This is a genomic window from Paracoccus salipaludis (assembly GCF_002287065.1).
Taxonomy (GTDB): domain Bacteria; phylum Pseudomonadota; class Alphaproteobacteria; order Rhodobacterales; family Rhodobacteraceae; genus Paracoccus; species Paracoccus salipaludis.
Genome location: NZ_NSJZ01000033.1, coordinates 1 through 12,504 on the forward strand (window position 1 = coordinate 1; position 12,504 = coordinate 12,504).

General features: G+C 61.5%; 12 protein-coding genes and 2 pseudogenes. 9 read left to right on the forward strand and 5 right to left on the reverse strand.

Going from position 1 to position 12,504, the window contains the following annotated elements:
- A partial coding sequence (locus CK240_RS19315; RefSeq protein WP_476704011.1) for a transposase occupies positions 1-186 on the reverse strand: 186 nt, incomplete at its 3' end.
- A gap of 271 nt (positions 187-457) precedes the next feature.
- Here CK240_RS19315 and CK240_RS16540 point away from each other — a divergent pair.
- From CK240_RS16540 to CK240_RS16550, 3 genes and pseudogenes are all read left to right on the forward strand, one after another.
- Positions 458-700: a FitA-like ribbon-helix-helix domain-containing protein gene (locus CK240_RS16540; protein WP_090757396.1), complete on the forward strand. Its 243-nt coding sequence runs from the start codon at positions 458-460 to the stop codon at positions 698-700.
- A gap of 11 nt (positions 701-711) precedes the next feature.
- Complete coding sequence (locus CK240_RS16545; protein ID WP_095641416.1) at positions 712-1,143, forward strand: type II toxin-antitoxin system VapC family toxin; 432 nt, start codon at positions 712-714, stop codon at positions 1,141-1,143.
- A 45-nt stretch (positions 1,144-1,188) separates the two neighbouring features.
- A pseudogene (locus CK240_RS16550) lies at positions 1,189-1,413 on the forward strand (restriction endonuclease subunit S); the annotation flags it as partial.
- 66 nt (positions 1,414-1,479) lie between these two features.
- Here CK240_RS16550 and CK240_RS16555 read toward each other — a convergent pair.
- The 3 genes from CK240_RS16555 to CK240_RS16565 all read right to left on the reverse strand — a co-directional run bounded on the left by CK240_RS16555 (position 1,480) and on the right by CK240_RS16565 (position 3,831).
- The gene (locus tag CK240_RS16555; protein WP_090757394.1) at positions 1,480-1,701 is read right to left on the reverse strand and encodes a hypothetical protein; all 222 of its coding nucleotides are present in this window, start codon (positions 1,699-1,701) and stop codon (positions 1,480-1,482) included.
- 76 nt (positions 1,702-1,777) lie between these two features.
- On the reverse strand, positions 1,778-2,140 hold the full coding sequence (locus CK240_RS16560; RefSeq protein ID WP_240517533.1) for an H-NS histone family protein: 363 nt from the start codon (positions 2,138-2,140) through the stop codon (positions 1,778-1,780).
- 485 nt (positions 2,141-2,625) lie between these two features.
- Positions 2,626-3,831, reverse strand: a complete 1,206-nt coding sequence (locus CK240_RS16565) for a helix-turn-helix domain-containing protein (protein ID WP_095641418.1) — start codon at positions 3,829-3,831, stop codon at positions 2,626-2,628.
- Positions 3,832-4,377: 546 nt separating this feature from the next.
- Here CK240_RS16565 and CK240_RS16570 point away from each other — a divergent pair.
- The 5 genes and pseudogenes from CK240_RS16570 to CK240_RS16590 form a co-directional block, all read left to right on the forward strand.
- A complete protein-coding gene (locus CK240_RS16570) occupies positions 4,378-5,268 on the forward strand; it encodes a recombinase family protein (protein ID WP_095641419.1) in 891 nt (296 codons plus the stop codon).
- A gap of 790 nt (positions 5,269-6,058) precedes the next feature.
- Positions 6,059-7,327: a plasmid partitioning protein RepA gene (repA, locus tag CK240_RS16575; protein WP_420818635.1), complete on the forward strand. Its 1,269-nt coding sequence runs from the start codon at positions 6,059-6,061 to the stop codon at positions 7,325-7,327.
- A complete protein-coding gene (repB, locus tag CK240_RS16580; protein ID WP_167650092.1) occupies positions 7,300-8,331 on the forward strand; it encodes a plasmid partitioning protein RepB in 1,032 nt (343 codons plus the stop codon). The genes repA and repB overlap by 28 nt, the downstream gene beginning before the upstream one ends.
- A gap of 257 nt (positions 8,332-8,588) precedes the next feature.
- A complete protein-coding gene (gene repC, locus CK240_RS16585; protein ID WP_095641421.1) occupies positions 8,589-9,662 on the forward strand; it encodes a plasmid replication protein RepC in 1,074 nt (357 codons plus the stop codon).
- 293 nt (positions 9,663-9,955) lie between these two features.
- Positions 9,956-10,153 (forward strand): annotated as a pseudogene (locus CK240_RS16590) (transposase); the annotation flags it as partial.
- Between the two features lie 91 nt (positions 10,154-10,244).
- Here the strand turns inward: CK240_RS16590 and CK240_RS16595 are convergent.
- Positions 10,245-12,047 (reverse strand): DUF4852 domain-containing protein, encoded by a 1,803-nt coding sequence (locus CK240_RS16595; RefSeq protein ID WP_095641422.1) that lies wholly within the window; start codon positions 12,045-12,047, stop codon positions 10,245-10,247.
- A 273-nt stretch (positions 12,048-12,320) separates the two neighbouring features.
- On the opposite strand from CK240_RS16595, the gene CK240_RS16600 reads away from it, so the two are divergent.
- Positions 12,321-12,504 (forward strand): transposase (locus tag CK240_RS16600; RefSeq protein WP_135058825.1); only part of this gene is annotated, 184 nt, incomplete at its 3' end.

A 12,504-nucleotide genomic window follows, 5' to 3' on the forward strand; every position in this document is an offset into this window, starting at 1 on the left:
CGTCGAGCGCGGCTCTCTCGGCCCGGTCTTGAGGTCCTCGACCGTCTGGCGCTTGCGCCATTTAGCAACGGTCTTCGGGTTGATCCCAAGATCCCGGCTCAACGTCGCGAGCGAAGCTTGCGATCGTTGTATTGCAGCTCTGACGGCGTGCGTGGTCGTGGCGCTTCCGTGACGAACCTGGCCCATAATGCTTCCTTCCATTCCTGAGAAAGGATCGCACCATCAAACCGTGGGATCAAACACCTAGGCAGCACTCAGGCTACCCAAAGGAATTTTGGCTGAATGTCCGGAAAAAGGGTGATTGTCTAACCGTCCTCCAAGGTCGAGTTCCCGACGATGAACTCACCGAAGGCCTGATCAACGTTGAAGTTGGCGATCTTGAAGCAGCCGAGCACCTTGCGTATCTTGATCGCGATGCAATCAATGCTTACGATCAGGCGTATGAAAGGAACCTGACATGGCCAGCATCACGATCCGCAATCTCGATGACAGCCTGAAGCACCGCCTGCGGGTTCAGGCGGCCGAGCACGGCCGCTCCATGGAAGAGGAAGCGCGGGAGATCCTACGCAGGGCTGTCGGGAAAACGGTAACTCCCGGGAACTTGGGTGAGGTCATCCACCGCAGGTTCGCGGCCTTGGGCGGTGTGGAACTCGCCCTGTCGCCACGTGAACCGATGCCCGAACCGCCGCGCTTCGACTGATACGCGGCGCAATGCTTCTGATCGATACTAATGTCATTTCGGAGTTGATGCGCTCGGACCCTGCTCCGGCCGTTCTGGAGTGGTTCGGCAGGCAGAACGCGGCTGATCTGCATCTCAGCGCGGTGGGAGAGGCGGAGCTGCGACGAGGCGCGGCCCTCCTGCCGATGGGCAAGCGCCGTGACCGTCTGATGGCAGAGATCGACGCCATGATCCTAGAGGACTTCGCGAGTCGAGTGCTGCCCTTTGACAGCGCCGCTGCCGTCGCTTTCGCCGCCATCTTCGTGGAGCGACGCACGGTTGGCCGGCCGATCAGTTTTCCCGACTGCCAGATCGCCGCGACTGCCCGCGCCCACGGCGCGGCAATCGTCACGCGCAACGTGAGTGATTTTGAAGGCTGCGGCATCCGCGTGATCAATCCCTGGACCTCCCCGGCAGGTAACTGATCGACATGGACAAACGCAGCCTCTCGGAACGCTACGACAGGCACGGCTCAACCGTCTGCTGCACTCAAGCCGTTGCGTAACTTTCTAATTCCACTTCCACCCCTCGCCGAGCAACATCGAATTGTAGCCAAGGTCGACGCCGTTATGGCTCTCCGCAATCGGCTAGAGGCCGCCCTCGCTCAAGCCGACGCGACCCGCGCACGCCTGCTTGAGGCTCTACTCCACGAAACACTTCTTCCCAGCATGCCCGAGATGGCGGCTGCGGAGTGAACGGAAGCGCTCAGGTCAGCCTGGGTTGTGGGTGCTTCTATATGAATGTCCGCAACAGATATTGGCCTACCGGCTTAGCAAAACCAGGGCATCCACCATCCGGATGAAATCGTCCGTCGCCAGGCCACGCCAGCGTTCGCCCTCGTCATAGGAGTTTTCGATCCGCTGCCGCTCGACTTTCTCCAGAAGTCGGACCGAGGCGTTCATGCTGGCAATCTCGCGCTCGCAATAGCTGATCGCCGCTGCCAGCAGCTCAGTCAGCGCTGCCCTGTCTTCCGCCCCGGTCATCTGTGCCCGGCCTCATTCTGCCTGGCGATAGACCAAGGCAGGAAAGGGGCACGGCGGAAGCGGCGCCCCTCCAGTCTCACGCGGCGAGGTCCTCAAGGGTGCGGCCGGAGTCCAACGCCTCATTGATCCATTGCGGGCGGCGGCCACGACCGCTCCAGGTCTGCTCGGGATTGTCGGGGTTGACGTATTTCGCAGCGTCAATGGTCGTGCCGCCGTTGGATTTCCGCCCCCTGCCCGCTTTTCCGTTGCCCAGCAGATCCGTCAGCTTGAAGCCATGCTCTCGGGCCGCCTGTTCGGCCGCAGAAATCGCTTCCTGCCGCTTGCGCGTCTCGTAGCTCGAGATGGCGCGATCCACGGTCTTTCGCAGATCCTTGAGTTCCTCGATGTCGAGGCTGTCCAGCTTATCGAACATTTCACTCGTCTGATCTTCTACGTCCATCCGTTCAGTCTCCTTTTTCTTATTGGGAACAGCGACAGCTTCGCGAAGGCTTCGCTCACCATATATTTTCCCCCGATTCAAGAAACCAATGTGCGCAGCTCAACTGAAAGCTGTGGACAGGAGATTTGGCACTGCCCATCTGGACGGACCCTCATTCCGGTCAGGTTGCGGCCTTCTCCCCTCCGTCGTGGCAACTGTAAGCGCGCGTTTTCTAACCAGCTGCACGTCGCCCTAGAGCGCCTGTGCTGGAGCCTTCGGCCGGGATCGGCAACATCGTGCGGGCCGGGTTGGCCTGTGGCGTTCAGGTCGATGCGGCCCGGATCCATGGCAACTGCAGCGCCCGCATCTGCAGCTTTCCCGGGAGGTCCGCAGCACCGCACCTGGCCGGTCCAGGCCTTCTTCGACACCCTGCACCCTCTCTCTGGATGAGCCATGGCGCGCCTGCACGTGCTGCGTGGTCGCGGCCCTGAACGAGCCCGGCTTCCTTATTCCGTCTGCCCTCGGGACCCGCCCACCCTCCGGACCACTTCGTCCAACCCTGCCATCGCTGCATCCAGGTCCGACATGATGCGGTCGAGCCTCTCCTCGTCGAACTGCTCGCGGAGCCGTCCAGGCCGAGCTTCGATCTCCCGGGCATCCTCGCTATCCTGGGCCGCAGTCGCCGGATGTTCGGCCCTGCGGAACTGGCGCGCGCTGGCCGAGGGGGTCATCCGAGTCGCCAATGAGGGCAGCGCCCAGAAGCGCGCGGCGCGCCTGCCCGTCAGGTTGACGAGACAGCCGGCCTCGACAAGCTCGCCGATCAGCGCGAGCGCTGTCCGGCGCGTCACGCTCAGGCGATCGATGACCATGGCCGAGTTGACGACAGGCTGCGCCTTCAGGAGCTCGATGAGATCGGGTAGCCGCGACCGGCCAGAGGCCGCCCCGACCATGGATTCAAGCCGCGCCAGTTCGTGACGGAGGGTGCCGAGATGGCCGAGATCCTGGGAAAGGTTCCGGGAGGCCGCTTCCAGGAAGGTCCTCAGCCCGGAAAGGGGTGACCAGAGGCGAAAGCCGTTGCGGGTGAGCGCCACCGAGGGAGCAAGGATCCATTCCGCCTCTGCCGGCATGAGGATCGCTCCATCGGCGTCCTCCTCCTCCGGCCAGCCTCCGCGACCTTCCGGTGAAAGCCCACGTAGATGGCGCGCGGCGCCCTCAACAGCCATGAAGATGAGCCTCTCGGCCGCAGGGCTCGCCCGGCGCGATCGGAAGGCATAGTTCGCCGCGGCACGCCATGCTGCCAGGATCGGGACATGGACCCAGGCGCGACCAGCCTCGACGACCCGCGGCAGCTCGGAATCCTCCAGCACGTCGGTCTCGCCTATCGGCTGGCCGAAGGGCGTGGCTGCGGCCTCGATGCGTCGGATCGTCTCGATGGGCGTACTGAAGGGATCACCGGGCCTCTTGGCGACAGCGAGGATCCGCAGCGCCATCCCGGTCGCCCGCGCATCTTCCTCGATGGCCATGTTGCCGGTCAGGCGCAGCACCATCCCTAGCGTCGAGATCCTCTCCCCCTCCAGGCCCACCGATGCTGCCGCTTCCAGCAGGCTTGCCTCCATGCGCCAGAGGCGCGCCAGGGCGGGGTCTGCCAGCAGGATCCCCTCGAGCCTTCCGGCAAGGGCTTCGGAGCGAAGCAGGAGTGAACCGATATCCATCTGAAATCACTCATCCTGGCGTTCAAAGATTACTTTTAAACCCCTTAATCTCCACTTGCATAGTGGTTTTGCTGTTATGAGATCTGGTGCCGTACCCGCAAGCTGGCGGAACGTGTCTGACTAGGTGACCAGGTTCCGGCACATGGCGGGCGAGGAAGGCTGAGCCCCCTGCCCTGCCGGGCTTTCGGGAGCGATGCGGGACAAAGGTCGCCTGGCAGCAGGACGCTGCCGGCGTTCACAAACGGTCGTTTCGTGGTGCCTTGTCGAATTACAAATCGCTGCGGGACCGCTATCCTTACTGGAAACCCAAGCCGTAGGACGGGCATCGAAGGTGACGATGGGCAATGGAGACCAGCCGAGATCATGCCAGGTTAGCAAAGAGATGCCGGTGCACCGCCTGTCGGGCCGGCCGGCAGACCTCCTCAAGGCAGCCATCAGCTTGTCCAGTGGCATGATTAACCGCCTCGGCCCGGGCCTTCGTCATGCCAGCAGCTCCAGGAGCAACCGAGTTGCCACCTTTAACGGCATGACACCCGAAAGCGCCTCATGCTGATCGGCTACGCCCGCGTCTCGACTGGCGAGCAGACGACGGATCCGCAGATTGCGGAACTGCGCGCGGCAGGTTGCATGGACATCCGCTCAGAGACGGGCTCCGGCGGCTCACGTGCGCGTCCCGTCCTTGCGCGGCTGGTACGCGAGATCCAGGGCGGAGACACGCTGGTCGTGGTCAGGATCGACCGCCTGGCGCGCTCGCTGTCCCATCTTCTCGAGGTGATTGAGGCGGTGGAAGCGCGCGGTGCCCATTTCCGCTCTCTCCATGACCCGATCGATACAGCCAGCCCGCAGGGCAAGTTCACCCTCCAGGTGCTGGGGGCCGCGGCCGAGTTGGAGCGGGCGCTGATCCGCGAGCGGACACTGGCTGGGCTGGCGTCTGCCCGGGCCGCCGGACGGGTCGGCGGGAATCCAGGGCTGCGGCGCGGCGACGGCGCGGCCCGGCGCAAGATCGCCCAAGCTCGGGACGATGGCTATTTCGGGAAGCTCGAAGCCAACGCCCAGGAGTGGGTCCCTCTGGTGCAGCGCCATCGCCCGGACATGCCTTGGCAGGACCTCGTCCGCATCATCAACGCCCGGCGCCAGCAAGGCGCACCGGCTTGGACTGTCGAGCGGCTCCGCCGCGCTGTGTCCCGCTTTGTACGCGAGGGCCTGCTGCCGAAGACCGTCCTGGAACGGGCGCGCACCGCGGCGACCAACGATCGGCTTCTCGCGATCGTCGCCGCCATCAAGGGGGCGGATCCGGAGATCACGCTGCAGGGGATCGGGCAGCGCCTCGAAGAAATGCGGGAGCGCACACCGCGCGGACGGGACAAGTGGCAGCCCTCCAGCGTGAAGATGCTAGTCGATCGGGCGCGCGAGCAAGGGCTGCTCGGTCGAGACTGAGAAGACCTAACAAAACTCCTGATCTGGTTGCGGCAGATGAGGGCAACGCCAGGCAGGGCGAACCCCGTGTGAATATCGGCGTGCTGTTCGTGACGGATAGGCAGATGGCGGACGGGGTTGAGTCAGGCCAGCGTGCGTTCGACGAGCTGTCGATGGCGGCCAGTCTTTCGACTGCTGTCCACCCTCCAGCTAGCAATGCACGGCACGATCGCGCGAGCCCGGCATCAGCCTTTTCGGCGTGAGTCTTACTAGGGCGCTTCCGCGAGCCATCCCCACCATGGCGCATGCCTGGCACGGTGTCGAGGGCGGGTGCCGGCGTCAGGCTGTCCCGTCGGTCTCGGGCAAGTTCATCTCTCGTGCACTACCTTCCGTCATCCGAGCGCCTGCAAGTCGACATATCCACAGAATCGATCCAGAGTTCCGCTCTGCGACGCCGACGCGTATCGATTACGGTTGCGGCACGGAGGCTACGAAAGCTCCCTCTTGTGTTGCGCGAAATCACCACAGTCTAAGGAATTCGTGGTTGCTCCGCGCGGCGCGGCAGGTCCTGCTCTATCTTCCATGCTTGGCCGGTCGGCTGGTGGACCTGTATAAAACCCCAGCAAATTCTGACAAATTGGCAGTCTCTCCCGCTCAGGCAGAGGTTCCCTTTTCCGCCATCGGGACCACCAGGCAGAGAAATAGATTGCCCAACCCGTGATCGCGTGGCACTGACGGTAATAACGCTCGACAACGCCGTTTGCCGTTTGGAGCGTGAAGACACTCCTGGGTCGCAGGTGAGGCAGTGGGTATGAACAAGCAGGTCCCTCTCCGGGCGCAGCGCGACAGGGTCGGTCTGGACATGATCAGCCGCTATGCGGATGCGCTGGCGAGATCGCTAGACGAGGAGATGCGCAAGGCCTACCAGCCCACCGAGCACAAGACGCTGCGGCGCTTTAATGTCAGCGAAGTGGCCGAGCTTACGGGGATCAGTCCTTCGAACTTCCGCGCACGCCACAAGGATGGCTCCTTTCCCGATGTCGAGACCGACTCGCGCGGTCACCGGACATATTCGGCCGAGGAGATCGACCAGATCCGGGACATCATGTTCCGCACCGGCAAGAATGGCGAGGCATACAAGCCGGGCCGGCGCCTTGGCGACGAGATGCAGGTGATCAGCGTTGTCAACTTCAAGGGCGGCTCCTCCAAGACAACCACGACCATCCACCTAGCTCAGCGATATGCGCTGCGCGGTTACAGGGTGCTGGCGATCGACATGGATCCGCAAGGCTCGCTCTCGACCTTCTTCGGCTTCCGGCCGGAGCTGGACTTCGAGGACGAGGACTCGCTCACGATCTATGACGCGATCCGCTACGAGGACCGCAAGGCCGGGCTGCGCCGTGCCTCCATGCGGGAAGTGATCCGCAAGACCTACTTCAAGAACCTCGACATGTGCCCAGCCAGCCTGATGCTCTCGGAGTACGACTCTGAGACCGCCAACGCACTCACCCAGGTTGCTACCGGCCGTGCCCAGCACTCGATCTTCGCCGTGCGCCTCACGGAGGCGCTCCAGATGGTGAAGGACGACTATGACATCGTCCTGATTGACTGTCCGCCGCAGCTCGGTTTCACCACCCTGACCTCGCTTGCCGCATCGACGGGCCTCATCGTCACCGTGGTGCCTGGCATGCTGGACGTGGCCTCCATGAGCCAGTTCCTCAAGCTGACGACTGAGACCATGAGCGTCATCAGCAGTTCGACCAAGCGCCCGCAGGAATATGACTTCGTGAAGTTCCTGATCACGCGCTACGAGCCGTCCGACGGACCCCAGACACAGATGGCCAGCTACCTGCGCCACATCCTCGGCAAGCAGGTCCTGATCAATCCGATGCTTAAGTCCACCGCCATCAGCGATGCGGGCATGACCCAGCAGACCATCTACGAGGTCGAGCCGAAGCACATGGTCAAGTCGACGCTCGAGCGGGCACTCAAGAGCATGAACTCGGCCGCGAACGAGATCGAAGCGGTGATCCAGAATGCATGGGGGCGGGAGTGGCACGCAAGCTCTTCAACAACCTGATCGAGGCAGCAGCGCAGAGCTCCGTGGAGGATGATGATCTTCCACCACGGCCGGTCGTCGTCCGCGAAATGCCGAGGACCGGCCGCATCATGTCGACTTCTCGTCTCTCCGACGGGCTGATGGACCTCCAGGCCAATACGATTCGCGACCTCGATCCTTCCTCGATCGTGCAGACCGGATTGCGGGATAGGATCGATGTCGACTCTGACGGCATCAGGGAGCTGGCCCAGTCCATCCGCGAGCACGGTCAGCATGTCCCAGTCCTGGTCCGCCCCCTGCCCGACCAGATCGACCGATACGAGATCGTCTACGGACGGAGACGATTGGCCGCCGTCCGGCTGATCGGTGGCGACATGACGATCAAGGCAATCGTGCGCGGCATGCGTGACGAAGACGCCGTGATCGCGCAAGGGCACGAGAACAACCTTCGCCTCGATCCCTCCCATATCGAGAAGGCGCTCTTCACCGCCGAGCTGCGGCGCAAGAGGTTCCCGAACGAGATCATCATGGAGGCGCTCAATGTCGATCGCTTCGCAATCTCGAAGCTCGTTAAGATCGCCGAAGACATTCCGCATGAGCTGATCGAGATGATCGGCCCGGCACATGAGATCGGCCGGAGACCTTGGCGCGATTTTGGCGACCTTGTGATCTCGGGGAAGGTCGATGTGATTGCCGTCGCGGAAGACGCACTGGCAAGGCTCGGCCATGAGGCATCGAGTTCTGAGCGCTTCCGTTACGTGCACGAGGCATTGCGCCGAGCTATTGATGCTGCATCGCGGCGAAATGCTGCGGCGCAGAAATTGGTCCATGGACCAACCCGACGCCTCGTCGGAGAAAAGGGTCCGGGACCTGCACTGGAGTTCAGAGCCGGGCGCAAGGCGCTCTCGCTGAGCTTCAGAACAAGCGACAATCCTGAATTCGGCAGCTGGCTGGAGAGGAACATCGACACTGTGGTGGCCGATCTCCAGGAGCGCTGGATGCGCGAGAGCAGAAGGGAAGACTGACCCCCCTACCCTCTTACCTGTTCACCAAGCAAGCAAAAGGAGCACATCTGAAGAGCGGAAATTAAAAAGGCCCCCCGAAGTCACCCCCGGAGAGCCTGATAGACAAAGTTTGTTGGCCCTTACTATCTATCAGCCCCTCCCACGTCGCGTCAAGAGCAACCGATTCGGTTGACCGATGCTTCATTGTCTGTTGTTCCACCCTGTGCAACGGCAATGGGCCGACCTCGCGTGGCCGCCGATCTTCTTGTGAAGACGACATGACCGGAGCATCCCTTTATTCTCGCGCCCTCGAACGCGGGCTCGATCCCCATGGTCTCGTCCTGGAGATCTCGTCGATATGGCGAACCTTCCGCTGCCTGGTCGAGGCACGCGCCCGCCTAGGTGTGAGCGCCCAAGCGTTGGGCACCTTGCGGGCTCTCATAAGCTTCCTCAAGGACATGGGCGAGCCTTGCGTCTATGCCTCTAACCGGACCATCAGCGGACGTGCTGAAGGCATCTCTGAACGGACCATCCGTAGGCATGTCGGTGAGCTTGCCGCCGCCGGCCTCCTGGTCCGCAATGATAGCGCTAACGGCAAACGCTACCGCGTTGATCACCCAGCCGGCCACTCTGAGGCCTATGGTTTCGATCTCTCGCCACTGGTTAGGCGCGCTCAAGAGATCGCGTCGATTGCGGCGGAGGTCGCCGAAGAGCGGAAGTTGGTCACGTGGCATCGCAAGCGGCTATCGGTCCTCCTCTATCGTCTCGAGTGCCACGGGGATCCGAAGGGCACGGCGTCAGTCTGCAGACCCGCCCTCCGCCGCAAGCTTGCAGCGTCCGTGTTCGAAAGCCTCTGCGAGGGGGTCGAGCTTGAGCTCCATGAACTCGATGCCGGTTGTGCCGTGGACCAACAGTCATCTGTCGAAGCCCCGCAGACAGGACATCTGTCCGCCAATGACGGCGAATCTGACCGCCATAAGATCAGCTCAGAAACCATAAGAAAAGAATCTGAAAGGCCTGCTCCCGATGAGACTCCGGCTCAGCACGCCGCCACGTTGCTGGAGAAACTGAGGACGACATGTGCGGAGGCCATGGCCTATGCGCAAAGGATCCCGGAAAGCATGTGGGAGGTGGAGGAACATGCATGGACCCTCGCACGCTGGTGCGGGATCGGCCCTGATATTCTAGGAACCGCAATCAAGAGGCTCGGCCGACGGAAGACGGCGATTACGGTGATAGGGCTCTTCAGCAGGATGAATCGCATCAGGAACCTTCCTGCCTATTTCAACGCGCTGACCATTGGTCGCAGGTCCACCGGGTTCGATCCCATGAAGCTCTTGAGCCTGTCATGAAGCATTAAGATGTTCACTAACCGTGGCGCCTGTTGCCGTTGGAATGCTGAATATTAAAGGTAGCGTCGAGTTCACACCAAGCCGGATCGACAGTCTCGACGCGCTTAGGACTGATGTTGGTCCATGGACCAACACCTTGAATGCAGGTACATCGTTAGAACGGCATCAACAGGATCGTGCCCAGCTGGGTTCAGGGATCCCGCCGCCTCATGAGTTGGTCCATGGACCAACTTCCCGCCTTGGATCTTTCCCAGCACCTGCTTTCCGGTAAGGATCTCCAGACTATCTGTCACAAGACCTGCCTCTCCCTGAAGGTGCTGTTCGGCATGGCGTTGCGGCAGGCAACCGGATTCGTCGAGATCCTGTTGCGGCTGGTCAGACTTGACTGGACGGTGCCGGACTTCAGCGCTCTAAGCCCCCGCCAGACGACGCTGGCCGTGAACATCCCCTCTCGGGGTTCCAAGGGCCCGCTGCACCTGCTGATCGACAGCTGGCCTGCTGCCGGTTTCGTGGGCACGAAGATAGGATCGCGACCACGGGACCGGCGACTTCAGATGACGAAACGCAAGTTCCACCGCGCGTTCAGACGGTGTCCATCATCGCTTCGAAGGAAAGATAGCTGCCGACAGCGCGTATTGACTGGTCGTAGTCGAGTTTATCGATCTTTTCCGCCATGTTCTCGGCAGTGATCCCTGCATTCTCGTGGCAGCTGCGCAGGTAAAGCAGGATAGTGCTCTGGTCGGGAACCAGATCGCTCCGGACGTTGATCACCGTCCATTCCTTGTTATCGGCGCTCAGGGCCGGATGGCTGGCGCTGCACAGAATGTAGGTCGGCGAGGGCGCCACCCAAGCCTCCTCCGGAATGTTCTCGACCTCGCCTGCGGGAACTTCCGCGAAGCTGTATTGCGCCTCGATGAGGCGGCCTTCGGAGTGCTCCTCGGGCAGGGGGAGAAGCTTTGCCGAGACCTGCTTGAGAACGGAGCAGTAATCCATCTGACACCAGGTTACGAACTGCTCCTTCAGCGGCTCGATATCGACAGCGGTCTTGGGGTCAGCTTCCGGAAGCGGGCGCGTCATGGTTGTGACAAGCAGGGCACGGCCGGTCTGTTCCTGGGCAGCGACGATCATCACTGGGGCGGTCAGCGTTTCGGGCTGGTCGGCGAAGATGTCAAAGACCGGGTGCGGGACGGGGGTGATATCGCCGGCCGTATAGGTCAACGAAGCGGCGGGAGTACCACGGTAGTGGGACAGGAAATTGTTGCTGCTGAGGCTTGTCTCGATACGCAGCTCCTTCATCTTCTCCAGCTTGTCGCCGAAGACCTCTGCGACCTTGTCGCTGTGGACTGCGGACGGGAACTCCTGGGCGAAGGCGATGCTGGTGGCCAGAAACCGGCCGTTCTGCTTGGTGAAGTGAATCATTCCACAGATGTCGGACTCGACATCACCCGCGCAGTCCAGGTCGGACCCGAAGCGCCCACCCACGAGTTTTCGATCGTTGGGATTGTAGCTACGCCAGCGGCTGCCAACCACCTGCACGGAGGTTTCGGCCGTCTTGCTGTCCACCCCGAAGGCCATGCCGACGACCGTGCCATCCTTGCTGTGAATCCCGTAGTCATAGATCTCCGCGCGAGTGTAATCCCCGTTGTCTTTCGCGGAGTTGAGAGCGATTCCGGGGAAGTTCTCGGCGAGTTGCTGCCGCGCCTCCTCGAGCTCGGTCCCGAGGAGCGGCAGGTCGAATTGCTTGAGGATCGCATCCTGAAGGGCGCGCTCCTGGGCTGGATCGACCGGAGCTTCAGCCTCAGCCTTCATGGAACCCAGCATCGAGCCATCCTTCGTCGTATATTCAATCTCTACGACGCGTCCGACCAGGCTGCGGGGATCGGAAGGCGAGGGTTTCAGGTCCGTGAGCAGGACATTGGCTGTCACGCCGGAGTACCCGACCTTGTCAGCAATGTCGCGAGCCTTGTCGCCCTCGACCTTGAAATGGCGGAAGTCATGGGCGTTCGTGAAGCCGACCTTGGGATTGGAGCTGATGACGGTGCCCGATGCGAAAAGCGGCACAGGAAAGCCCTCGGCCTCAAAGTCGTACTGGCCGAAGGTGATGCTCACCGGCAAGCGGATTGCGTCAATGTTCACGGTGGCCTCGAAGTTTGATTTAGCCGTTGCGATTTCTTCCTCGAGGACCTTTTTCTTGTCGAAGGGGTCGGCATTCCTGAAGACGTTGCTATCGCGAGCAATGGTTTCAAAGTTCGGCGTCTTGCCAGACTTGTGCATCAGGATCGCGCCGAGAAGTTCGTTGCTCGGGTTGTCGGCGGTTTCAGCTTGCGCGCCGGCCCCGCTGAAGAGGGTGATGACGACCGCAAGGATCGTGAACCTGAAACGCATGGAAAACTCCTGTATCGTATTTTTTTGATAGTGAGCGCTGTCGGATCAGGCAACGTCTTCTGCACCAACCCTTTCGGGTCGTATCAAGGCTTGTTGCCTTTTTGCATGATGTTGATTTTTAGCATTCCGCCGGCGTGGTCTTGACCTTTGAAATTGGTCCGATCTGCCAGCGAAATTTCGGGCACACTTCCGAAGCAAGGAGAGTGTCTAGGCTCCAGACCCATTGATTTCAGGCGTTTGGCATGATTCAGGCTCCGCCAGGAGACCTGATCGATGAGCAATCTTTACTGGCTGAGCGATGCCCAGATGGAACGCCTGAAGCCGTTCTTTCCCAAGAGTCATGGCAAGCCCCGCGTCGATGATCGCCGCGTTCTCAGCGGCATAATCTTCATCAACCGCAATGGGTTGCGGTGGTGTGATGCGCCGAAGGAATACGGGCCTGCCAAGACCCTCTACA

Bases quoted from the DNA above. Each gene is read 5' to 3' on its own strand.
- repA (WP_420818635.1), top strand. From the start codon at position 6,059: ATGAACAAGCAGGTCCCTCTCCGGGCGCAGCGCGACAGGGTCGGTCTG.
- CK240_RS16545 (WP_095641416.1), top strand. From the start codon at position 712: ATGCTTCTGATCGATACTAATGTCATTTCGGAGTTGATGCGCTCGGAC.
- CK240_RS16595 (WP_095641422.1), bottom strand. From the start codon at position 12,047: ATGCGTTTCAGGTTCACGATCCTTGCGGTCGTCATCACCCTCTTCAGC.
- CK240_RS16555 (WP_090757394.1), bottom strand. From the start codon at position 1,701: ATGACCGGGGCGGAAGACAGGGCAGCGCTGACTGAGCTGCTGGCAGCG.
- CK240_RS16540 (WP_090757396.1), top strand. From the start codon at position 458: ATGGCCAGCATCACGATCCGCAATCTCGATGACAGCCTGAAGCACCGC.
- CK240_RS16560 (WP_240517533.1), bottom strand. From the start codon at position 2,140: ATGGACGTAGAAGATCAGACGAGTGAAATGTTCGATAAGCTGGACAGC.
- repC (WP_095641421.1), top strand. From the start codon at position 8,589: ATGACCGGAGCATCCCTTTATTCTCGCGCCCTCGAACGCGGGCTCGAT.
- CK240_RS16570 (WP_095641419.1), top strand. From the start codon at position 4,378: ATGCTGATCGGCTACGCCCGCGTCTCGACTGGCGAGCAGACGACGGAT.
- CK240_RS16565 (WP_095641418.1), bottom strand. From the start codon at position 3,831: ATGGATATCGGTTCACTCCTGCTTCGCTCCGAAGCCCTTGCCGGAAGG.